We start from the raw sequence: 21,755 nt of genomic DNA on the forward strand, positions 1-21,755 counted from the left end.
TTAACCGGCGGACATGCCCCGGGCCTTTTCCAGCAGATAGCGGGCATGATCCATGGCCAGGCCGTCCACTTCCCGCCCGCCAAGCATGCGGGCCAGTTCCGCCAGCCGGCCTTCCTTATCCAGCATTTCCACCCGGGTGCAGGTTTGCCCGTTTTCCACCTGTTTAAAAATACGCCAGTGGGTGCGGGCGAAACTGGCAATCTGCACGGAATGGGTTACGCAAATAACCTGGCGGGAAAGGGCAATGGAGGCCAGCTTTTCAGCCACCGCCTGCAGCGTGCGGCCGCCAATGCCCGTGTCCACCTCGTCGAAAACCAGGGTGGGCAGTTCATCCACCGCCGCCAGAATGGACCGGGTGGCCAGCATAATCCGGGACAGCTCGCCGCCGGAAGCAATCCTGGCCAGGGGCTTGAGGGGTTCCCCCGGGTTGGGGGAAATCAAAAATTCCACCCGGTCCCGGCCGCTGGCCGCCGGACCGGGCAGTTCCTCAAAGAGCACCTGAAAGTTTACCCGCCCCATCTCCAGATCCGCCAGTTCCCGGGTAACATCTTCCTGTAAACGGCCGGCAATGCGCCGGCGGGCGGCCGAAAGGGCCCCGGCCTTTTCCTGCCATTCCCTCTCCCGGCGGGCGGCCTCCTCTTCCAGGGCAGCGGCATTTTCCTCGCCGGATTGTAAGGCCTCCAGCTCGGCTGCCGCTTCCTGCCGGTAATGCAATATTTCTTCCACACTGTCCCCGTATTTACGTTTTAATTCCCGGATGCGGGAAAGCCTTTCTTCCACCAGCTGCAGCCGTTCCGGGTTGTATTCTATCCCGTCCCGGTATTGGGAAAGTTCCCGGCACACATCTTCCACCTGGTAAAGAACATTATGTAAACTTTCCGCCAGGGGCAATAGGGCGGCATCAACCCCGCCCAGTTCGTCCATATCCCGGCTGGCCTGCCCCAGCAGGTCCAGTACGCCGGGAAACCCGTCCTCGCCTCCGTGCAATGCCGCGTAGGAGCGGGCCGCCAGAGCGGCAATCTTTTCCGCATTGGCCAGGCGGTTGCGCTCCCGGACCAGTTCTTCATCCTCCCCGGGAGATAACTGCGCCCTGTCTATTTCCTCCACATGATAGGCCAGCATATCCATGCGCTGCAGCCTGTCCCTGGCCCCCCGGCGCAAATCTTCCAGGCGGGTCTTTACCTTCTGCCACTGGCGGTAAAGGGCGGCCACTTCTTCCCGCAGGGGCCACAACCCACCGAACCGGTCCAGCAGATCCCGGTGAACATCGGGGTTAAACAGGGACTGGTTCTCGTGCTGCCCGTGGATATCCACCAGATGCAAAGCCGCCTCCCGGTATGTGCCTAAAGTGACCACCTGCCCGTTGATCCGGCAGGTATGGCGCCCGCTGGCGGCCAGTTCCCGGCTCAGGATCAACGTGCCGTCCTCCTCCAGGGGAATACCGGCGTCCAGGAGCAGTTGTTCCACCGCCGGCAACCCGCCAATATCAAACATGGCCGTGACCCGGGCCCGTTCCCGCCCGGTGCGGATGAATTCGGACCGGGCACGGCCGCCCAGGGCCAGCTGGAGCGCTTCAATAATAATGGATTTGCCCGTTCCCGTTTCCCCCGTCAGAACATTAAGTCCGGGCGTAAAAGCGATGGTTTGTCCGTCGATCAACCCAAAATCCTGTATATCCAGGGAAAGAAGCATTCCTTTCACCCCCGGGACAGCTGGTTTAATCTTTCCAGTACGGTAGCCACCAGCCTTTTGGGCTTGACCACCACCAGAATGGTATCATCTCCGGCCACCGTACCGATGATTTCCGGCCAGCGGGATTGATCCAGGGCCGAGGCCACTCCCTGGGCTTCTCCGGGCAGGGTCTTGATCACCACCAGGTTTTCACTGTAATCCAGGAACTGGACCGAGTCCCGGAAAAGTCTTTTCAACCTTTCCTCCCGGGGCCGCAGGGAACTGTCCACCGGTGGGGCATACCGGAAGCGGTTGTTACCCACCGGTATCTTAATCAGGCCCAGTTCCCGGATATCCCGGGAAACGGTGGCCTGGGTCACGGCAAAACCGGCCTCTTTGAGGGCGGTAGCCAGTTCTTCCTGGGTGCCGATGATCTGCCGATTAATGATTTCCAGTATTTGTCTATGGCGCCGGCTTTTCAACTGCCGCCACCTGCCTTTTCCACCAGTATGACCACCGGAGCCCGGGGGGAGCGGTTCCAGAAGGCCAGGCGCAGGACCGTGTACTCCCGGGGAGGCAGTTGGGCCACATATTCCTCCAGGGTTTCCTGCTCCTGCCGGGCACCGGGATGCCCCGTATATACCACCAGGGAAAGGCGGCCTTGCGGGGCCAGCAATGCCAGGGCGTCCTGCAATGCCCGTAAGGTGGTACCGGGCCGGGTAATAATGCGGTGGTCGCCACCGGGTAAATAGCCCAGGTTAAACATGACCGCTTTGACCGGCGGCGGCACGTGGGCGGCCATGGCGGCGTGATCCCGGAGCAACAGGGTCACCCGTTCCAGCAAACCCGCGGTTACCAGCCTTTGGCGGGTTATTTCCAGTGCCCCGGGTTGAATGTCAAAGGCAAATACCCGCCCCGCAGCGCCCACACCCCGGGCCAGAAACTCCGTATCCAGGCCCTTTCCGGCCGTGGCGTCCACCGCCACGGAACCGGGTATCAATACCGGCGCAATGAATGCCTGTGCCCATGCGGTGGCACTGGCCGTTCGTTCAGGGACCATTATGTTCACCTTCGGTTAATTTGTGACGCAATAGATAGAAAAAACTCCGGTGTTTTAAACGTATAAAGCGGGCACGGTGGACCGATTTTTCCACCATGATGGTGTCATCGGGTTGCAGGGCAAAGCCGTGTTGCCCGTCCACCGTAAGCATAACCTCCGCCTGCCTGGAACGCAGGACCACCCTCACCCGGCTTTCACCGCTGATGACCAGGGGACGGGTCCAGAGGGAATGGGGACAGATGGGAGTGACCAGCAGCAGGTCCAGTTCCGGTGTTACCAGGGGTCCGCCGGCGGAAAGGGAATAGGCGGTGGAACCGGTGGGAGTGGCCACAATCAGGCCGTCGGCGGGATAGGTGGTCACGAAATCATCGTTGACGCAGGTTTCCAGGAAAATGAGCCGGGCAAAGGCTCCCTTGGTAATCACCGCGTCATTTAAACCGATGGCCCGCCCCACCACGGAACCTCCCCGGATCACCCGGGCCTCCAGCATCATCCGTTCTTCAACGGCATATTCACCGGACGGCAGTTTTTCCAGTTCCGTTAACACCTCGGGCAGGTCGATTTCCGTGAGAAAACCCAGGCGGCCCAGGTTTATGCCCAGAATGGGTATTCCCCGGGGGGCGCATTCCCGGGCGCTGCGTAACAGTGTGCCGTCGCCGCCCAGAACCATCATCAGATCCACCCGGTTCACCAGTTGCTCCCGGGGCATTCCCAGAGCCGGCCGGTTGATCAACCGGGCCGCCTCATCGGTTATGGCCACCCCATACCCCCGGACATTCAACCAGTCTATTATTTGTTCCACCAGAGGCACAACTCCTGTTCTGGCCGGGTTTACCACCATGCCGATTGTTTTCATGCGGTCACCCCTTCAAACCCCGCGATCATCCAGCTGTTCATGGGCGGCAGCCACCACGGCGGGTATGGCGGCGGGCAGATCCACCAGATTGGCCGGGTTCCGGTGGAAACAAATCAGGAATTCGATATTCCCTTCCGGTCCTTTAACGGGGGAAAAATCCAGACCGCGCACACCCCATCCCAGGCCGGCCAGTACAGAGCAAACCCCGGCAATCACTTCCCGGTGTACCGCCGGCTCCCGGACCACACCCTTCTTACCCACCTTTCCACGTCCGGCTTCAAACTGGGGCTTGATCAGGGCCACCCCCAGGGCACCGGCGGTAGTCAAATCCTGTAAACGGGGCAATACCAGGGCCAGGGAGATAAATGAAACATCGATTACCGCCACATCCGCCAGGCAGGGCAAACGGCCGGCATCCAGATGGCGGATATTGGTCCGCTCCAGGACCACCACCCGGGGATCATTGCGCAGCTGCCAGGCCAGCTGTCCGTACCCCACATCCACGGCAATAACCAGGCGGGCGCCATGCTGCAGGGCGCAGTGGGTAAAACCGCCGGTGGAAGCTCCCACATCCAGCACCACCCGGTCGCGAAAGTCAAGATCAAAACTTTTAATGGCCTTCTCCAGCTTTAAACCACCGCGGCTGACATAGGGCATCCCGGGAGCAACCGCCAGGGAAACAGCGGCATCAACCAGCCGGCCGGGTTTATCCGCCGGTCGGCCGTTGACCTGGACCTGACCGGCCATAACTGCCGCCCTGGCCTTTTCCCTGCTGGGGAAAAACCCCCTTTCCACCAGGAGCATGTCCAGACGCCGGCGCTTTTCGGCCATCACCTATTTGCCCCCCGTACCTGCTCCCAGGTTAACCCTCACCGAAGTCCTGCGGCCTTTAAGATTATTTAAAACCGTATCCACCAGGCCATCCACTGTCAACCCGCACCGGGCCAGAAGCAAAGAGCGCCGGCCGTGCAGGATGAACTGGCCGGGAATACCCAGGCGCGTTATTTGAATGTTGCGCAACCCCCGGTCTGCCAGCAGTTCCAGCACGGCACTGCCAAAACCGCCCTCCAGATTATGTTCCTCAATGGTGATTATCCGCCGGGTACGCAGGGCATAGCGGGTGATAATTTCCTCGTCCAAAGGCTTGACAAACCGGGCGTTGATTACCGCCGCCGAGATGCCCTGCCGGGCCAGCACGCCGGCTGCTTCCAGGGCGGGGGAAACCATGCTGCCCAGGGCCAGCAGGGTAATATCGTTCCCTTCCCGCAGTACCTGTGCCCGTCCCACCGGCAGGGAAACCGGCTCCCCGTCCACAGGACAACCGGTACCGGCGCTGCGGGGATAGCGCAGGGCGACCGGTCCGGGATGCTCCAGGGCGGTTTTCAACATGTGTCGCAGTTCGTTTTCATCTGCCGGAGCCATAACCACCATACCGGGTATGGATCTGAGATAGGTCAGGTCAAACACGCCGTGGTGGGTGGCCCCGTCTTCTCCCACCAATCCGCCCCGGTCCAGGGCGAAGGTCACCGGCAGGTTCTGCAGGCAAACATCATGGAGTACCTGATCATAGGCCCGCTGCAGAAAAGTGGAATATATGGCCACCACCGGCTTCAATCCCCCGGCGGCCAGGCCCGCAGCCAGGGTCACGGCGTGTTGTTCGGCTATACCCACGTCGAAAAAGCGTTCCGGGAAGGCACGGGCAAAGTGTGAAAGACCCGTACCCGCGGGCATGGCCGCTGTAATGGCCACGATCCGTTCGTCCTGCCGTCCCAGTTCCACCAGGGTGCGGCCGAAAACCTCGGTATAGGAGGGGGGTTCCCCCTCCTTTTTTATTACGCGGCCGGTTTGAATATCAAAGGGACCCACTCCATGGAACTGATCGGGGTTTTCCTCGGCCGGGGGGTAGCCCCGGCCCTTGCGGGTAAGCACGTGCACCAGGACCGGCCCCTGGGTGGACCTGGCCTGCTGAAAAACATTGATCATGGCCTGGATGTTATGGCCGTCGATGGGACCCAGGTAAATAAAGCCCAGTTCTTCAAAAAACATGCCGGGTACCACCAGATATTTCAGGGAATCCTTGAGCCGCTCCACCGCCCGGGCCACCCGGGGACCGATGGCCGGAATGCGCTTTAACAGGTGTTCCAGCTCTTCCTTTCCCCGGGAATACATGGGATCCGTACGCAACCGGGTCAGGTACCGGGACAATCCTCCCACGTTGGGGGCAATGGACATTTCATTGTCATTCAACACCACAATCAGATTGGTCCGTTTGTGCCCGGCGTGGTTCAGTGCTTCAAAGGCCATGCCGCCGGTCATGGCTCCATCGCCGATAACGGCCACCACTCCGTAATTCTCACCTTTTAAGTCCCTGGCCAGGGCCATGCCCAGGGCGGCTGAAATGGAAGTGCTGCTGTGACCGGTGCCGAAGGCATCGTGTTCACTCTCCCTGGGGCAGGGAAACCCGCTGATGCCGCCGTACTGGCGGAGGGTGTGAAAAACAGTGCGCCGGCCGGTGAGCAGCTTGTGCACGTAACACTGGTGACCCACATCCCAGATGATTTTGTCCCGGGGTGTCTGAAAAACCTTGTGCAACGCCAGGGTGAGCTCCACCACCCCCAGGTTGGGGGCCAGGTGACCGCCGGTGACGGCCACCGTCTCCACCAGCTCCTGGCGGATCTCCCGGGCCAGTTGCTGTAAACCTGACAGGTCCAGCGCAGCCAGGTCGGCAGGGGAATTAATTTTGGACAATAACCTGGTCATATTTTCTCCTTTCCAGATAGCTCCCGGCTAACGACTACCCGGGCGCCTCGTCCGGCCAATAAGGTTTATCCCGGTCAATTGCTGAATGGCGGCAATGGATCTTCCCACCAGGAAAATAACTTCATTGGCTCTGCTCAAAGCCAGCCGCTTTCCCGCCGCCTTGCCACCCACGGTGAAAGCGGCAATCAATGCCGTTACCAGCATATTCAACAACAGCTGGCTGATCCCCTTCCAGTACAGCATAATTTGCAACACCAGGGCAATACCCAGAGCGCCGCTGACCGTACCGGCGATATCGCCGATGACATCGTTGCAGATATTGGCCACCCGGTCGGCGTTGCGAATGAGGAATACCCCTTCCGTTGCTCCGGGCACTTTTTTGGCCGCCCGGGCGTGGAAGGGGGATTCACTGGCGGCAGCCACCGCGGTGCCGATAATATCGGCCAGAATGCCCGCCAGTATAATTATAATTAAAAAGAGAAAGGATAATAAAAGGCTTTTTACTTTGCCGGCCAGCACTTCCGAAAACCAGAAAAAAACCACGGCCAGTAAAAAAGAGGCCGTACCCACAAAAAAGATGTACCGGCCGGAAACTGTAGATTTATTGTTGCCCAAACATGTTCACCTCATACAATTTTAAGGTGAATCCCCGTGGAAACGGTCGTTCATCGATAAAACAGGTTTAATCTGCCCGGCACTCACCGGACTTAATCGGTTATGTAAGGATAAGTGATGGCAGCGCGGGTAAATATTGTGGCTTAAGGTCCAGCAGGTTTTCCCAAGCAATCACCGGCTGTCGCCAGGCCGGCGGTTTCCCCTTCGGACTGCTTCCGGGACGTTGCCGGTCCCGGGACTGGATTACCACTGAGTCCACACTGCAATCCCCGCGCTGCCCCGGATTCCCGGACAGCCTAGGAGTTTTCCTCGACAGGATACCTTTTTCTAGCCTCTTTTGCAGCAGCGGTTTCAGGTTACCGGCAATTTTCCTCGGGCCCTGGGGAATCGCTGCCGGAACAATCGACCCATCCACCGCAACCACTCAAGGCAGGCTACACTGCACGCAGCTTTCACCACATGCAGGTTCACACCCCAAGCCATAGTACACTTTAAGCTTCCCACGCACTTGGGTCTCCGCGGAGGCGGGGTCCACGCCCGCATGCCATTGCGGGTCGCCCCACCTCCTTAACTCCCAGTACCAACCCCCGACTGGGCGTCAGCAGCCAGCACCAGGAACTTCATCGATGTGCCCGCGACGGATTTTTAGGCCCGCCTTCAAAAAAGGTTACCTGACTAGGATACTGCATCACTTATCCATTATCCAATTGTATTCGGGAAAATATTATAGCATAAGTGAAAACCCTTTACAAACGACACTGCCAACTGTTTAGGACACCGCACGGTTGGCAGGGACTTTTAATAAACATTGTTTTACTAAAGCCTGCTGAAGGTCTGCAGCGCACGTTAATGCTCGTTATAGCGAGTCCGGCCAAAAACCGCCGCCCATCAATAATCCCTGGCTATGACAAAACGGGCCATTGCACACAGAAAATCGGCCCGGGCGCCGAAGGGTTGCAGGGCGTCCAGTGCCCGCTGGACGGCCTCTTCAGCCCTGATCCTGGCCGTATCCAGACCGAAAAGGGCCGGATAGGTGGCCTTTTTGTTTCTTTCATCGCTGCCCGCCGGTTTACCCAGCCTGGCCGTGTCCCCCGTTACATCCAGAATATCGTCCTGAATCTGGAAGGCCAGCCCCAGGTTTTCGGCGTAGGTGGTCAGGGCAGCCAGTTCCCCTTCTTTTGCCCCGGCCAGGATGGCTCCGGCCCGCACCGCCACCCGGTAAAGAGCTCCGGTTTTATGCCGGTGAATGTACTCCAGAGTGGCGGCATCCACCGCCCGTCCCGTTTCCAGGGTATCCACCACCTGTCCGCCGATCAATCCCGCCGTACCCGCCGCCCCGGCCACCTCTTCGATTACCTGCAGCACCCGTTCCGGCGGCACCCCTTCCCTGGCGCGGGCCAGCAAAGCAAAGGCATGGGTGAGCAGGGCATCGCCGGCCAGAATGGCCACCGCCTCGCCATAAACCCGGTGGCTGGTAGGCTTTCCCCGCCGGAAGTCATCGTTGTCCATGGCCGGCAGGTCATCGTGGATCAGGGAATAGGTATGAATCAGCTCCAGGGCGCAGGCAGCCGGCAGGACCAGGGCCGGAACACCCCCCACCGCTTCGGCGGCCGCCAGGGTGAGCACCGGGCGCAGGCGTTTGCCCCCGGCAAAAAGGCTGTAGCGCATGGCCTGGTGAATTATGGCCGGGTAGGCGCCGGCCGCCGGCAGGTAGTCATCCAGTGCCCGGTCCACCAGGGCAGCCCGGGTTTTCCACTCTTTGATGAAATCCAATATATACTACTCCTTCCGTATACAGGCGGCCAGTTCGGTCAGACCCGCGTCCACTTCCCTCTGCACCACTTCCCCGTTTTCACCGGCCATCAGTACGGAAATGCGCCCCTCGGCCTCTTCCAGTTGTTGCCGGCAGAGGCGGACCAGGGTGATTCCTTCCCCGAAAAGTTCCAGAGATTTTTCCAGGGGCAGCTGCCCACCTTCCAGCAGCCGCACCACTTCCTCCAGCCGGCCCAGGGCATCTTCAAAACTGGGTTTATTCATTCCCCTAACCTCACTTTTTACCGGGTGAAAATAAGGATAATGCACGTAGTTAAACTTATTCTTCGCCCGGGTCAAATCTCCTCCTGAGGGCCGGGCCGTTCAGGTAATCGCAGCGCCGCCCCTGATATGTATCCAGTTCCTCCAGCCGGGATTCAATACCTTGCTTCACCTGCCACCAGCTCACCCCCCAGTTGGAAAAGAGCACCCGGTCATAGGGCCCCCGGCCCACCAGGCGCTGGACGACCACGGCGGGATGGAGATGTTCCAGGAAGGTGACCACCCGGTCCACATATTCGGCCAGGGTGATGATGGTGAACTCCCCTTTTTCGTACATCTTCCCCAGCACCGTATCCCGGACCACGTACAGGGAGTGGAGCTTTACGTATTGCACCCCCAGAACGGACAGAATCTTGGCGTTTTCCACCACATCGGTCATGTCGTCCCAGGGCAGGTTGAGAATAAGGTGAACGCAGACAGCAAACCCGCGCCCCTTTATGCGCTGCACCGCATCCAGGAACTCGGCCAGGGTATGCCCCCGGTTCACCCGTAGCAGGGAGTGGTAGTTGACCGTCTGCAGACCCAGCTCGATGTTCATGTCCAGGCCCTTTTCCCCGGCCACCTCCGCCAGGAAGTCCAGGTAACGGTCGTTGACGCAGTCCGGCCGGGTGGAAATGGAAATACCCACCACATCCTCCCCCTCTGCGGCCGCCAGGACATACTCCCGGAAACGGTCAAAGGGCAGGTAGGTATTGGTGAAGGCCTGGAAATAAACGATGAATTTTTCGGCCTTGTATCGCCTGCGGAAAAAGTCCCGGTTGGCGGCCAGCTGTTCCTGCACCGAAAGGCTGCTGGGCAGGCACTCGAAGCCGGCCCCCTGTTCGTCACAAAAAATGCAGCCGCCGGTGCCCACGTTACCGTCCCGGTTGGGACAGGTGCCCGGAAGATTGATGGGCAGTTTATATACCTTGCCCCCGAATTTTTCTTTTAAATGGTCCGAGTAGACCCGGTAGCGCTGTTTTTCCACCGCTATCACCAGCATCCCCCTGTATTTAAAACCCTTTCCGGTCGTTTTGAATCCTGTTCACCGTTTCCCGGGTCAAACCGGTTATTTCAACTATGTCGTCGATGGAAAAGCCCTTTTGCAGTGCCGCCCGGGCTACTGCGCATAAAGTCCGGGTCCTGATCCCATCCGTACCGTCGGCCAGCTCCGCGTTTTTTTCCATGAATTCAACCTGCCGGCATACCTCACCGGTTTTATATTTTACACCCGGCGTTCCCTTTTTTCTCTGATGCAACTGGTCATAATCGATTGCCAATAAATCATCCCGCCAGCTAAGCTCCTCAGTAACGTCAACTCCTTCCTTATAGATCACGACGGGATCTATATCTATACACTCAGCCGGATCATATTTTCCTTTAAGATCAAAAGCAAGGGTACCGTTTAAAACAGTCATCGTTTTGCTAAAAAGGAACATATCTTTTAATGGTTTAAAAACATCAAGGGCCAATAGGTGATTTAGATCATAAATGACAATTTTTCCATCATCAAAGAAAACCAGTGCACGGTAATTTTTAAGTGGCATTACCTGGATAACATTTGGGATATATTCCATATAGCAAATCACCTCCTCAACGGATTTATTCTCTGCAACGGCTTTCCTTCCATCGCCAGCTCCCAGTTGACCAGCAACTCTTCCCTGTGCAATACACACCAGGCCAGTACCAGTTTAAGCTTTGATTTGGGCAGAATACCTGCCAAAACAGCACAATTTTTGATGTCAATTATCGCTTCAAATTCTCCATAAACTGCATGAAAGTGAGGTGGAATATGATCATTCCATTGCATGAAAATATTGATACCTTCAAAGGAAGAAATATTCGGTGACATCTTTCCCGACCCCTTCCGTTTAGCTCCCCTTAATCGCCCGGCAGGTAACTATTTATGATCATTTATGAATCTGTTGCTCTTATATTACCACAAAAAGGGACCCCGCAACAAAGGGATTCCTGTTGTCCATGAATTTGAAAAGGGAAAGCCGGGCGGAAATTCATCCTCCCGGCCTTTCGTGTCTAATGGTACTGGTTTTCTTAATAATGCACGGTCCCTTTACTTCATCCTTTCCTCCACCACGGCCACGGCCGATTCCTTCAGCCGTTTGGCTTCGGAGACAATTTTTTGCTTTTCGTCCAGAATACGGTTTACATAATCCTGGTCCTGGATCATGGGAATGTTGATGTCGGCGCTTAAAAGGACGGCGTTGATGGCCGCTTCACAGACGTAGGCAGCCACGCCGGCGTCGCTGATGGCCATCTTGTTGCCGATTTTGGCCAGCCTGTCGGTGATCACCAGGGCCTCCAGCAGTGTGCGGGCCACTTCCATGGGGGTGTCGGTGGCCGTTTTCAGGGCTTTTTGCATCAGTTCTTCCCGCCTGGCCTTTTCTTCCCCGGTGTTTTTGGGCAGGCGGTAGACTTCCATGAACTTGCCGAAGGCGGCAATGTCGGCGGCCACCAGCTTCTCCAGTTTATTGATGATGAAATAGGCCGCGCCGGTGATTTCCTTCACCTGGGGTTCCACTTCGGCATATTTGGGCTTGCCCACGGTCAGGTTGCCCACCATGGCCGTCATGGCCACGCCCAGGGCGCCCACCAGGGCGGAAACACTGCCACCGCCGGGGGTGGGGGCATCGGAGGCGGCCACGGCCACTAACTTGCGAAAGGGAAAGTCAAAGATTTCGCTCACAACTTAACCCTCCTTTTTCGTTTCATTACCAACCACCGACGACCGGCGACCATTTACGCCTTTCCCTGCAGCTTGATGGCCTTTAAAACGTTCTTTTGAATGAGCACGGTGGTCAGGCTGCCCACGCCGCCGGGTACGGGAGTGATAGCCCCGGCCACCTCTTTGGCGTTTTCAAAGTCCACGTCGCCGCAGATGCCGTTTTCCAGCTGGTTGATGCCGGCATCCACCACCACGGCGCCCGGCTTGATCATGTCCGCCTTGATCATTTTGGCCCGGCCCACGGCGGCAATGAGGATGTCCGCCTGGCGGGTGTGGTAGGCCAGGTCGGCGGTTCTGGTGTGGCAGACGGTGATGGTGGCGTTCTGGTTGAGCATCATAAAGATGAGGGGCTTGCCCACGGTTTCACCCCGGCCCACCAGGACGGCGTTTTTCCCCTTTATTTCAATACCACTTCTGAGCATAATTTCGACGCAGCTCTGGGGAGTGGCCGGGAAAAGACCGTCGGCACCGCTCAACAGGTACCCCCGGTTGATGGGGTGGGCGCCGTCCACGTCCTTTTTCGGGGATACGGCTTCCAGCACCCGCTGCTTGCTGATATGTTTGGGCAGGGGCATTTCAATCATGATCCCGTGCACGCTGTCGTCTTCGTTTAAGCGTTTGATCAAACTTAGAACTTCTTCTTCGGCGGTGTCGCCGGACAGGTTGAAAAGCTCGAAGGCAATGCCCACGTTGCCGCAGGCCTTTTCCTTGGAACGGGCGTAAACCACCGATGCCGGATCGTCGCCCACCAGCACGGCCACCAGTTTGGGAGTGATCCCCTTTTCTTTGAGCGCGGCCACTTCGGCCCTGACCTCTTCCCGGATTTCCGCCGCAATTTTTTTACCGTCAATCAATGTGGCTGCCATTTAAAAGCCTCCCCCTTTAATGTTTGTTCACTCCGGACAGGATTCGGTTACCCGGCAAAATATACGACCCCGGTATAACTCCACCTGTACCTCGTCCCCACTGGACACGCCGGTGGCCGTGCGAATGATCTCGCCGGTATCCACCAGGCTACAAATGCTGTACCCCCTGGCCAGGGTGGCCAGCGGGCTTAAGGCCTGCAGACGCCCGGTCAGCACGGCCAGGCGGTTTTTACCCTGTTCCAGGCACCGCTCCATGGTTACACCCAGCCGGCGGGCGAGCTCGTCCACCACCTGGGACCGGGACCCGCAGAGCACCTCCACCGGCGAACTCGTCACCCGGCTGCGGGTTAAAAGGTCCAGCCTGTGCCGGTAACCCCGGATTTTCTCCCCCACCGCCCGGCACAGCCGGTTATGCAGCATTTCCACCTGGCGGGCCATTTCCTCCCGCACCGGCACCACCATTTCCGCCGCCGCCGAAGGGGTGGGCGCCCGCAGGTCGGCCACAAAATCGGCGATGGTATAGTCGGTCTCATGACCCACGGCGGAAATAACCGGAATGCGGGATTTAAAGATGCTGCGGGCCACCACCTCGGTATTAAAGGCCCACAGTTCCTCCAGGGAGCCGCCGCCCCGGCCGGTGATAATCACGTCGCAGGCATTCAGCCGGTTCAACAACTGGATGCCCCGAACCACTTCTCCGGGTGCCCCCTCCCCCTGTACCGCCACGGGCACAAAAATGATCTCCGCGCCGGGGAAGCGCCGGCGGATGATCTTGACCATATCCCGCAGCACCGCCCCGGTGGGCGAGGTGACTATACCGATGCGCCGGGGCAAACGGGGTATTTTCTTTTTATGCCGCGGGTCGAACAGGCCTTCCTTTTCCAGCTTCTTTTTCAGCTGCTCAAAGGCCAGGTAGAGGGCTCCCGTCCCTTCGGGTTCCATTTCTTCGGCGTATAACTGATATGTACCATCCCGGGGGTAAACCGTGACATAACCCCGTATGCGCACGGCCATACCGTCTTCCGGTTCAAACAGGAGGCGGCGCCCCCGGGAACGGAACATTACCGCTTTAATGGCACAGCCCTCGTCCTTCAGGGTGAAGTACAGGTGACCGCTGGCCGCCTGTTTGTAGTTGGAGATCTCACCCTTTACCCAGAGGTTTAACAATAGCGGGTCGTTGTCGAAAAGATTTTTGATATGAGCGGTGAGTTCGCTTACAGTGAGTAATCGAAGCATTATTTACCACGCCGGGATCAGGACTGAGCCTTCTTGTTCATCAGGTAGTCGTGGATGGACCGGGCGGCAATGCGTCCCGCCCCCATGGCCAGGATGACCGTGGCCGCACCGGTTACCACGTCGCCGCCGGCGTAAACCCCGGGTTTGGAAGTGGCTCCCGTTTCCGGATCGGCCACAATGTTGCCTTTCCTGCCCAGTTCCAGGCCCCTGGTGGTCCGGGGCACCAGCGGGTTGGGAGTCTGGCCGATGGCCACCACCACCGTATCCACATCCATGGTGAACTCGGAACCGGGAATGGGCACGGGCCGGCGCCGGCCGGAATCGTCGGGCTCGCCCAGTTCGTACCGCAGGCATTCCATACCCTTCACCCAGCCGTTATCATCGGCAAAAATCTGTGTAGGGCTGGTTAGAAAGGCAAACTTCACGCCCTCTTCTTTGGCGTTTTCCACTTCCTCGTGCCGGGCCGGCAGTTCCTTTTCCGAACGGCGGTAGACGATCCAGGACTCTTCGGCACCCAGGCGCAGCGCCGTCCGGGCCGCGTCCATGGCCACGTTGCCGCCGCCGAGCACGGCCACCTTCCGGCCCACTTTAATGGGGGTATCCCAGTCGGGGAACAGGTAGGCCTTCATCAAATTGGTCCGGGTGAGAAACTCGTTGGCCGAGTAGACGCCACAGGAGTTCTCCCCGGGTATGTTCATGAAGATGGGCAGCCCCGCTCCGGTACCCACAAAAACGGCGTCAAAACCCTCTTCTTCCATCAGTTCGTCCACCGTAGCAAACTTGCCCACCACGGCATTGGTGATGATTTCCACACCCAGTTTTTTCAGGTTTTCAATTTCGGCCTGCACCACCCGCTTGGGCAGGCGGAACTCGGGGATGCCGTACATGAGCACTCCGCCGGCCACATGCAGGGCTTCAAAAATGGTCACCCTGTGCCCCAGTTTGGCCAGATCGGCGGCACAGGTGAGGCCGGCCGGGCCGGAACCCACCACGGCCACCTTAAAACCAGTGGCCGGGGCCGTTTCCTGGGGCAGAACCCCCTGGGCCAGTTCCCAGTCGGCGCAGAAACGTTCCAAACGGCCGATGGCCACGGGTTCATGCTTTTTGCCCAGGGTGCAGTATTTTTCGCACTGGTTTTCCTGGGGACAGACCCGGCCGCAAACGGCGGGCAGGGCGTTTTTCTCCTTAATCTTCTTAATGGCTCCGGCAAAGTCCCTTTCCGCCACCAGCTTGATGAAGTCGGGAATGAACACTTCCACCGGGCAGCCCTGCCGGCAGGGCTGCTTTTTACACTGGAGGCAGCGCTGTGCTTCGGCCACGGCAGTCTCTTCGTCATAGCCCAGGGCCACTTCGTTGAAGTTTTTCGCCCTTTCCACCGGGTCCTGGTGGGGCATGGGGTGTTTATTGGGAATAATTTGTTTTTTGGGAGTTTTACTCTCGGTCATTATCTGCCACCTCCGCATCCTTGTCCGCACCGGCATTGATGATGCTCCATAGCCCGCTGTTCCTCTACCCGGAAAGTGGCCGAACGGCGGGCCAGTTCGGCAAAGTCCACTTCATGGCCGTCAAATTCCGGCCCATCCACACAAACAAACCTGGTCCTGCCGCCCACGGTCACCCGGCAGCAGCCGCACATGCCCGTGCCGTCCACCATCAGGGAGTTCAGGCTGACCACGGTTTTGATGCCGTACTCCCTGGTTAAATTGCAGCAGGCACGCATCATGGGCTGGGGACCGATGGCCAGGACCATGGCGATGTTGTCCTTGCCCCGCTCTTCGATCACTTCCTTGAGCACGTCGGTGACAAAACCCTTGCGTACGTAGGAACCGTCGTCGGTGGTGACAAACAGCTCGTGGCATACTTCCCGCATTTTATCTTCCCAGAACATCAACTCCCTGGTGCGGGACCCCATAATGCCGATGACGTGGTTACCGGCCTCCTTCAAGGCCCGGGCAATGGGAAAGACCGGCGCCACACCCACGCCGCCGCCCACACAGATCACCGTACCGAATTTTTCAATGTGGGAAGGCGTACCCAGCGGACCGACGAAATCCCGGATGCTGTCCCCCGCCTCCAGGGAGCCCAGCTGAATGGTGGTTTTGCCCACCTCCTGGAACACAAGGGTAATGGTGCCCTTTTCCCGGTCGAAGTCGGCGATGGTCAGGGGAATGCGCTCCCCCTCCTCATGGATGCGCAGGATGATGAATTGACCGGCCTGGCATTTCCTGGCCACCAGGGGCGCTTCAATAACCATTTGCTTGATTACCGGCGAAAGCACCTGCTTGTCTAAAATCCTGAACATAAAAACCCTTTCCCCTCCCTTGTAAGCACTAAAATAAGCAATTATCATATAATTCTAGCCGGGACGGCAAAATCCTGCTCTCAAAGGCCTGCTTATGAACAAATCTTGCAAAAAGAAAAAAGGGTTATACCCCCTCTTCTTTCAGTGGAAAATAACGGTCCGGCTCTTTGACCACCCGGCCCAAAATGCCATTGATAAAACGGCTGGAGTCGGCCCCTCCGAAGGTCTTGGCCAGCTCCACCGCCTCGTTGACCGATACGCTGGAAGGGATGTCCTCCCGGTGGAAAATCTCAAAAAGAGCCAGGCGCATGATATTGCGGTCCACCACAGCCATGCGCTCCAGGCGCCAATCCCGGCTCAAACCGGAAATAATCAGGTCCAGTGCCTGTACATGGGCCAGGGTACCCGTGACCAACTCCCGGGCAAAATCCAGATCCTCCGGGGCAATCCCCCGCATTTCCGCCAGGTTGGCCAGAGCCTGCCCGGGGTCAACCTTTCCCACGTCCACCTGATATAAAGCCTGCAACGCTGCTTCCCTGGCCTGCCTGCGGCCCACCACGCATACCTCCCGGAACAAACCGGCCGTTCATCTTTCCTGGAACAACCGAGACAGCATTTCCCGGAAGTCCACCCGTTCATCCAGCCGTTTTCCCACATAGTATCCCACGGCAACGCACAGGGCAACAAAAACGGCCTTGAAGATGCCGTAGATAATGGCAAACCAGCCGAAGGCCAGTCCCAAAAACACACCGGTAATTTTTCCCCGGTGCTGCCGCCAGAATTCCTGCATATCTTTCCAATCCATCGGTACTGCACACCTCATTTGCATGCAACCACATCAACCACCGGTGCCGGTCCTATTCCACCCGGGGCTTCTGGGCAGAGATACTCTTCACCGTAACGGCCACATCCTGGACCGTTATCCCGGTCACCGCCAGCACCCGCTCCTGAACCTGCCGCTGTAATGTGTGACAGCATTCCGGTATACTTATATCCGGCGTAACCGCCACCCTGACGTTAATACGGATGCCTTCCTTCCCCGGATAGACCCGGGCAGCGGCCTCCCGCACCCCGTTTAACTGCAGGGCCACCTTTTCCACCAGGTGCTGGATGGCCACCAGGGCGATGCGCACCTGGCCGTGGGCCGCTTCATGCACCACGGCCCGGGGTCCGCCGGGCCTGATACCCACCCAGAACAGGCGGGCACCCATCAAAATAAATACCAGGAGAAGAGCCGCCAGATCGAAGGGCTGTTCCAGGATCCGGTTCAGACCGTCCCATATCCGGTAAGACGGCAAGAGACCCAGCAGGGCACCGCCGGCAAAAATCAAGGTTATGGTCAAAATTAAAGTATAAACTACCATGAGGCCGCGGTCAAAGGGCCCCATTCATGAACCCCCCCTAACGGACCCGGTGCTCTTCTTCCTTCCCTTCCTGGCTGAAGGATACTCCCTGGACGTTCACATTAACTTCCACCACGGAAAGGCCGGTCATGGCTTCAATGGCCCTTTTGACATTTTCCTGGATTTGAACGGCCACATCGGGAATACGCGTGCCGTATTCCATGATGACGAAAATATCCACGGCCGCTTCCTTTTCCCCCACTTCCACCTTGACACCCTTGGACAGGTTCTTCCGGCCCAGCATTTCGGCGATGCCGCCCACCACGCCACCGCTCATACCGGCCACCCCGGTTACTTCCGTGGCCGCCAGACCGGCAATGACCCGTACCACTTCATCGGCAATGCGGATGGAACCCAGGCTGGTTTGCTCCTCCCGCACCACCACTTCTTTATTTCCATTCATATTCGTTCCCTACCTCCCGGAACCGTTGTTATATTTTACCTCCACCACGGCATGTCCATTATATCATGGTGTCCCGGCAGGTGCAACCGGCTATTCCCCCAGGATGCGGCGCTGAATAAAGTTTGTATAGATCTCGCCCCGGCGGAAAAAGGCGTTTTGAATTACCCGCTGGTGAAAGGGAATGGTGGTATGAATGCCTTCGATGACAAATTCCCCCAGCGCCCGCTGCATGCGGGCAATGGCTTCCTCCCGGTCCTGGCCCCAGGCAATGAGCTTGGCAATCATGGAATCATAATGGGGCGGCACCTGCCAGCCGGGAAAGGCGGCGCTGTCCAGCCGGATCCCCGGCCCGCCCGGGGGCAGGTAGGCGGTAATCCGTCCGGGAGAGGGGGCAAAATTGCGGGCGGGGTTTTCGGCGTTGATGCGGCATTCAATGGCCCAGCCCCGCAGTTGAATATCTTCCTGGTCATAGCCCAGGGGTTCGCCGGCGGCCAGGCGGATTTGTTCTTTCACCAGATCGATGCCGGTGACCATTTCCGTTACCGGATGTTCCACCTGGATTCGGGTATTCATTTCAATAAAATAAAAGTTATGGTGCTTATCCAGCAGGAATTCCACGGTCCCCGCATTGTGGTAGCCCACGGCCCGGGCCACTTTCAGGGCGCATTCCCCCATTTTACGGCGCAGATCCTTTGTTAAGGCGGTGGAAGGGGATTCCTCGATCATTTTCTGGTTGCGCCGCTGGATGGAACAGTCCCTTTCCCCCAGGTAAACCAGATTACCCTGTTTATCCCCCAGGATCTGAAATTCAATGTGGCGCGGTTCGTCCACATACTTCTCCACGTAAACCTGGGCATTGCCAAAGGCGGCCTGGGCTTCCGTCTGGGCCGTCTGGACGGCCTGGATCAAATCCGCGGGCCCCTGGGCCACCCGCATCCCGCGGCCACCACCACCGGCGGAGGCCTTGATCAGCACTGGATAACCGATTTCAGCGGCCACTTCCAGTGCCTCTTCAGCGCTTTTCAGCACACCGGTTGAGCCGGGCACCACGGGCACCCCGGCCTTAAGGGCCATTTCCCGGGCCACCGCCTTGGCCCCCATTTTTTCCATGGCCTGAGCCGGCGGCCCGATGAAGGTAAGGCCGCAGCTTTCACATATTTCGGCAAAGCCGGCATTTTCGGATAAAAAACCATATCCGGGGTGGACGGCTTCCGCCCCGGAAACCATGGCCGCACTGATGATGTTGGTAATGTTCAGATAGCTGCGGGAGGCCGGCGCCGGACCGATGCAGTATGCCTCGTCGGCCAGGTGCACCGGCAGGCTGTCCCGGTCGGCCTGGGAATAAACCAAAACCGTCTTAATACCCATCTCCCGGCAGGCGCGGATGATGCGCAGGGCAATCTCTCCCCGGTTGGCAATCAGTATCTTTTTAAACATGGCCCAACTCCCTTGAATCGTAAATTCAATGAACCCGTTACGGTGCCGATGGTGGCGGGTTTACTGAATACTTACCTTGAATCTTGGAATCATTACTTCTCCCGGATGAGGAACAGCTCCTGCCCGTATTCCACCGGCTGGCCGTTTTCCACCAGGATTTCGACGATTTCCCCGGCCATTTCGGCTTCAATTTCATTCATTAACTTCATGGCCTCGATAATGCACAGGGTCTGGCCCTTCTCCACCACGTCGCCCACCTGGACGAAGGGCGGCGCATCGGGGGCCGGGGCCCGGTAAAAGGTGCCCACCATGGGGGCGGTGACGGCCGTTAAACCGGCCCTATCGGTAATTTTTTCCCCTGCCGGTGCGGGAGTTGATGCCGGTGCCGGCGGGGCCACCGCCGTATCCCCGGAGGCCGGGGATACCCCGGACTGTTCGTGCACGGGCGCAGGCGGCAGGGCGGCCGATTTTCTGATGGCCACCTTCACCCCGGCGCTTTCCAGGGACACCTCGGCAATAGCCGTCTGGTCAATCAGTTTGATTAACTCCTTGATTTCCTGTAAATTCATACTGGCATCCTCCTTGAGGCCGGCCTTTTGCTCCCGGCGCGGGGCCGGCGCCGGGGCGCTTTCCACCTGCTGGGAAGGGGGCCGGCGGCGATTTTCAAAAAATCTTCTGGCCACCTGGGGAAACAGAGCATAGGAAATAAAGTCTTCTTCCTTTTCCGCCAGGTCTTTAATCTCTGCTCTTATTTTATCCATTTTGGGTTCCAGTAAATCCGCCGGCCGGCAGGAGATGGGCTCTTTGTCACCCAGAACCTTCCGGGCCACCTCCGGGTCGATGGGCGCCGGCGGTTTTCCGTACAACCCTTCCACATAGGCCCGCACTTCCCCGGGAATGAGCTTATAACGCTGGCCGGTGAGCACATTGAGCACCGCCTGGGTGCCCACAATCTGGCTGGTGGGCGTCACCAGGGGCGGATAACCCAGTTCGGCCCGCACCCGGGGGATTTCGGCCAGCACTTCCGGCAGGCGGTGCAGGGCCTTCTGTTCCTCCAGCTGGGTCACCAGGTTGGAAATCATCCCCCCGGGCACCTGGTGTTCAAATACCCGCATGTCGTTGATGCGGGTTACCCCCCGCTCATAGCCCAGGGATTTGCGCAGGTCCTCGAAATAGGCGGCAATTTCAAAGAGCAGCCCCAGGTCCAGGCCGGTATCGTAGGGTGTTTCCTGCAGCGCCCGCACCACCGTTTCCACCGGCGGCTGGGAAGAGCCGAAGGCCAGGGGCACGGCGGCGGTATCCACCACATCCACGCCGGCTTCCGCCGCCTTCAGGTAGGCGCCCACGGCCAGGCCGCCCACATAATGGCTGTGCAGCTGGACGGCCAGATCCACATTTTCTTTGATCAGTTTGACCAGCTCATAGGCCCGGTAGGGGGTGAGCAGGCCGGCCATGTCTTTAATGCAGATGGAATGGGCGCCCATCTGGGCCAGCTGCACCGCCGTCTGTACATAATGCTCCGTGGTATGCACGGGGCTGACGGTGTAAACCACCGCCGCCTGGATGTGGGCGCCCGTTTTCCTGGCGGCCCGCATGGGAGCCTCAAAGTTGCGCAGGTCATTTAAGGCATCGAAAATACGGATGATGTCGATACCGTTCTCCACCATTTTATAGACAAAGGCTTCCACCACATCATCGGGATAGTGCTGGTAGCCCACCAGGGACTGGCCCCGTAAAAGCATCTGCAAAGGGGTGCGCTTGATGTACTTTTTCAGGGTGCGCAGGCGCTCCCAGGGATCTTCGTTCAGGTAACGCATGCAGACGTCAAAGGTGGCGCCGCCCCAGACCTCCAGGGAGTGATAGCCCACCGCATCTATCTTTTCCAGAATGGGCAGCATGTCGGCAGTGCGCATGCGGGTGGCCCAGAGGCTCTGGTGGCCGTCACGCAAAGTGGTGTCGGTAATCTTGAGTTTGTGCGCCATGGAAACCCTCCCCAAACAGGTCAAAACAAAAAATACTCAGGTTGCAGTAACTACAACCTGAAATCAGGGCCTGTTAATTATTTAACTAGTGTTATTATATAAAAATGCGACGTTCCATGGAATAGGAAGAAAACAAGTATACAATATATCTGCAAGTATATTTTTTCACAAATTCGAGGGCACGGTGACTGGCCGCAAGGATAGGGAGCAGCCTTAAAAAACACTGCTCCCCGCTTTAGTGCCCCGTTGTCCACGTTCACTCCGCAGCGATCACGCTGACAGCATGACGGTCATCGTAAATGTTCTCTGAAACCGGTGGTCAATACAAAGGCACGGTGTTGTCCAGAG

The 21,755-nt window shown here is 58.2% G+C and carries 23 protein-coding genes; all 23 read right to left on the reverse strand.

The window, feature by feature from the left end:
* The 23 genes from recN to accB all read right to left on the reverse strand — a co-directional run bounded on the left by recN (position 1) and on the right by accB (position 21,407).
* A complete protein-coding gene (gene recN, locus GFC01_RS07455) occupies positions 1-1,692 on the reverse strand; it encodes a DNA repair protein RecN (protein WP_152946010.1) in 1,692 nt (563 codons plus the stop codon).
* Between the two features lie 5 nt (positions 1,693-1,697).
* Entirely contained in the window at positions 1,698-2,153 is a 456-nt protein-coding gene (gene argR, locus GFC01_RS07460) for an arginine repressor (RefSeq protein WP_152946011.1), read from the reverse strand.
* Positions 2,150-2,731 carry a tRNA 5-(aminomethyl)-2-thiouridylate-methyltransferase MnmM gene (gene mnmM / locus GFC01_RS07465; protein WP_152946012.1) on the reverse strand — a complete coding sequence of 194 codons (582 nt, stop codon included), beginning with the start codon at positions 2,729-2,731 and terminating at the stop codon, positions 2,150-2,152. The genes argR and mnmM overlap by 4 nt, the downstream gene beginning before the upstream one ends.
* Positions 2,721-3,587, reverse strand: a complete 867-nt coding sequence (locus tag GFC01_RS07470; RefSeq protein WP_152946013.1) for an NAD(+)/NADH kinase — start codon at positions 3,585-3,587, stop codon at positions 2,721-2,723. Before GFC01_RS07470 ends, mnmM begins: the two co-directional genes overlap by 11 nt.
* A 12-nt stretch (positions 3,588-3,599) precedes the next feature.
* Positions 3,600-4,418 carry a TlyA family RNA methyltransferase gene (locus GFC01_RS07475; RefSeq protein ID WP_152946063.1) on the reverse strand — a complete coding sequence of 273 codons (819 nt, stop codon included), beginning with the start codon at positions 4,416-4,418 and terminating at the stop codon, positions 3,600-3,602.
* Positions 4,419-4,421: 3 nt separating this feature from the next.
* Positions 4,422-6,347 carry a 1-deoxy-D-xylulose-5-phosphate synthase gene (gene dxs, locus GFC01_RS07480; RefSeq protein ID WP_152946014.1) on the reverse strand — a complete coding sequence of 642 codons (1,926 nt, stop codon included), beginning with the start codon at positions 6,345-6,347 and terminating at the stop codon, positions 4,422-4,424.
* A gap of 27 nt (positions 6,348-6,374) precedes the next feature.
* A complete protein-coding gene (locus tag GFC01_RS07485) occupies positions 6,375-6,962 on the reverse strand; it encodes a hypothetical protein (RefSeq protein ID WP_152946015.1) in 588 nt (195 codons plus the stop codon).
* 888 nt (positions 6,963-7,850) lie between these two features.
* Entirely contained in the window at positions 7,851-8,735 is an 885-nt protein-coding gene (locus tag GFC01_RS07490; protein ID WP_152946016.1) for a polyprenyl synthetase family protein, read from the reverse strand.
* A gap of 6 nt (positions 8,736-8,741) precedes the next feature.
* On the reverse strand, positions 8,742-8,999 hold the full coding sequence (xseB, locus tag GFC01_RS07495; RefSeq protein WP_152946017.1) for an exodeoxyribonuclease VII small subunit: 258 nt from the start codon (positions 8,997-8,999) through the stop codon (positions 8,742-8,744).
* A 55-nt stretch (positions 9,000-9,054) separates the two neighbouring features.
* Positions 9,055-10,038 (reverse strand): tRNA modification radical SAM protein MnmL/YtqA, encoded by a 984-nt coding sequence (gene mnmL, locus GFC01_RS07500; RefSeq protein WP_152946018.1) that lies wholly within the window; start codon positions 10,036-10,038, stop codon positions 9,055-9,057.
* Positions 10,039-10,048: 10 nt separating this feature from the next.
* Entirely contained in the window at positions 10,049-10,711 is a 663-nt protein-coding gene (locus tag GFC01_RS19340) for a DUF2442 domain-containing protein (protein ID WP_341473820.1), read from the reverse strand.
* On the reverse strand, positions 10,621-10,887 hold the full coding sequence (locus tag GFC01_RS07510) for a DUF4160 domain-containing protein (protein ID WP_152946020.1): 267 nt from the start codon (positions 10,885-10,887) through the stop codon (positions 10,621-10,623). Before GFC01_RS07510 ends, GFC01_RS19340 begins: the two co-directional genes overlap by 91 nt.
* Before the next feature lie 219 nt (positions 10,888-11,106).
* Complete coding sequence (locus GFC01_RS07515; RefSeq protein WP_341473821.1) at positions 11,107-11,739, reverse strand: cyclodeaminase/cyclohydrolase family protein; 633 nt, start codon at positions 11,737-11,739, stop codon at positions 11,107-11,109.
* Between the two features lie 53 nt (positions 11,740-11,792).
* On the reverse strand, positions 11,793-12,644 hold the full coding sequence (locus GFC01_RS07520; protein WP_152946021.1) for a bifunctional 5,10-methylenetetrahydrofolate dehydrogenase/5,10-methenyltetrahydrofolate cyclohydrolase: 852 nt from the start codon (positions 12,642-12,644) through the stop codon (positions 11,793-11,795).
* Positions 12,645-12,671: 27 nt separating this feature from the next.
* Positions 12,672-13,880: an exodeoxyribonuclease VII large subunit gene (gene xseA, locus GFC01_RS07525; RefSeq protein WP_152946022.1), complete on the reverse strand. Its 1,209-nt coding sequence runs from the start codon at positions 13,878-13,880 to the stop codon at positions 12,672-12,674.
* A 17-nt stretch (positions 13,881-13,897) separates the two neighbouring features.
* Entirely contained in the window at positions 13,898-15,325 is a 1,428-nt protein-coding gene (gene gltA / locus GFC01_RS07530; protein ID WP_152946023.1) for an NADPH-dependent glutamate synthase, read from the reverse strand.
* Positions 15,325-16,182: a sulfide/dihydroorotate dehydrogenase-like FAD/NAD-binding protein gene (locus GFC01_RS07535; RefSeq protein ID WP_152946024.1), complete on the reverse strand. Its 858-nt coding sequence runs from the start codon at positions 16,180-16,182 to the stop codon at positions 15,325-15,327. The genes gltA and GFC01_RS07535 overlap by 1 nt, the downstream gene beginning before the upstream one ends.
* A gap of 124 nt (positions 16,183-16,306) precedes the next feature.
* Positions 16,307-16,738, reverse strand: coding sequence for a transcription antitermination factor NusB (nusB, locus tag GFC01_RS07540; protein WP_341473822.1), 432 nt, complete (start codon positions 16,736-16,738; stop codon positions 16,307-16,309).
* A 30-nt stretch (positions 16,739-16,768) separates the two neighbouring features.
* Positions 16,769-16,987, reverse strand: a complete 219-nt coding sequence (locus GFC01_RS07545; protein WP_152946026.1) for a DUF2273 domain-containing protein — start codon at positions 16,985-16,987, stop codon at positions 16,769-16,771.
* Positions 16,988-17,039: 52 nt separating this feature from the next.
* A complete protein-coding gene (amaP, locus tag GFC01_RS07550; RefSeq protein ID WP_152946027.1) occupies positions 17,040-17,570 on the reverse strand; it encodes an alkaline shock response membrane anchor protein AmaP in 531 nt (176 codons plus the stop codon).
* Positions 17,571-17,583: 13 nt separating this feature from the next.
* Positions 17,584-17,988: an Asp23/Gls24 family envelope stress response protein gene (locus GFC01_RS07555; protein WP_152946028.1), complete on the reverse strand. Its 405-nt coding sequence runs from the start codon at positions 17,986-17,988 to the stop codon at positions 17,584-17,586.
* A 90-nt stretch (positions 17,989-18,078) separates the two neighbouring features.
* Entirely contained in the window at positions 18,079-19,425 is a 1,347-nt protein-coding gene (gene accC, locus GFC01_RS07560; RefSeq protein ID WP_152946029.1) for an acetyl-CoA carboxylase biotin carboxylase subunit, read from the reverse strand.
* 92 nt (positions 19,426-19,517) lie between these two features.
* Entirely contained in the window at positions 19,518-21,407 is a 1,890-nt protein-coding gene (gene accB / locus GFC01_RS07565; protein WP_152946030.1) for an acetyl-CoA carboxylase biotin carboxyl carrier protein, read from the reverse strand.
* Positions 21,408-21,755: the final 348 nt, after the last annotated feature.

The sequence above is a fragment of the Desulfofundulus thermobenzoicus genome (assembly GCF_009428905.1).
Lineage (GTDB): Bacteria > Bacillota > Desulfotomaculia > Desulfotomaculales > Desulfovirgulaceae > Desulfofundulus_A > Desulfofundulus_A thermobenzoicus.

Excerpts from the sequence above, each read along its gene's own strand:
- recN (WP_152946010.1), bottom strand. The coding sequence starts at position 1,692 with ATGCTTCTTTCCCTGGATATACAGGATTTTGGGTTGATCGACGGACAA.
- mnmM (WP_152946012.1), bottom strand. The coding sequence starts at position 2,731 with ATGGTCCCTGAACGAACGGCCAGTGCCACCGCATGGGCACAGGCATTC.
- GFC01_RS07470 (WP_152946013.1), bottom strand. The coding sequence starts at position 3,587 with ATGAAAACAATCGGCATGGTGGTAAACCCGGCCAGAACAGGAGTTGTG.
- dxs (WP_152946014.1), bottom strand. The coding sequence starts at position 6,347 with ATGACCAGGTTATTGTCCAAAATTAATTCCCCTGCCGACCTGGCTGCG.
- GFC01_RS07520 (WP_152946021.1), bottom strand. The coding sequence starts at position 12,644 with ATGGCAGCCACATTGATTGACGGTAAAAAAATTGCGGCGGAAATCCGG.
- GFC01_RS07475 (WP_152946063.1), bottom strand. The coding sequence starts at position 4,418 with ATGGCCGAAAAGCGCCGGCGTCTGGACATGCTCCTGGTGGAAAGGGGG.
- GFC01_RS07510 (WP_152946020.1), bottom strand. The coding sequence starts at position 10,887 with ATGTCACCGAATATTTCTTCCTTTGAAGGTATCAATATTTTCATGCAA.
- accB (WP_152946030.1), bottom strand. The coding sequence starts at position 21,407 with ATGGCGCACAAACTCAAGATTACCGACACCACTTTGCGTGACGGCCAC.
- accC (WP_152946029.1), bottom strand. The coding sequence starts at position 19,425 with ATGTTTAAAAAGATACTGATTGCCAACCGGGGAGAGATTGCCCTGCGC.
- gltA (WP_152946023.1), bottom strand. The coding sequence starts at position 15,325 with ATGACCGAGAGTAAAACTCCCAAAAAACAAATTATTCCCAATAAACAC.
- mnmL (WP_152946018.1), bottom strand. The coding sequence starts at position 10,038 with ATGCTGGTGATAGCGGTGGAAAAACAGCGCTACCGGGTCTACTCGGAC.
- xseB (WP_152946017.1), bottom strand. The coding sequence starts at position 8,999 with ATGAATAAACCCAGTTTTGAAGATGCCCTGGGCCGGCTGGAGGAAGTG.
- xseA (WP_152946022.1), bottom strand. The coding sequence starts at position 13,880 with ATGCTTCGATTACTCACTGTAAGCGAACTCACCGCTCATATCAAAAAT.
- GFC01_RS07555 (WP_152946028.1), bottom strand. The coding sequence starts at position 17,988 with ATGAATGGAAATAAAGAAGTGGTGGTGCGGGAGGAGCAAACCAGCCTG.
- GFC01_RS07535 (WP_152946024.1), bottom strand. The coding sequence starts at position 16,182 with ATGTTCAGGATTTTAGACAAGCAGGTGCTTTCGCCGGTAATCAAGCAA.
- amaP (WP_152946027.1), bottom strand. The coding sequence starts at position 17,570 with ATGGGGCCCTTTGACCGCGGCCTCATGGTAGTTTATACTTTAATTTTG.
- GFC01_RS07545 (WP_152946026.1), bottom strand. The coding sequence starts at position 16,987 with ATGGATTGGAAAGATATGCAGGAATTCTGGCGGCAGCACCGGGGAAAA.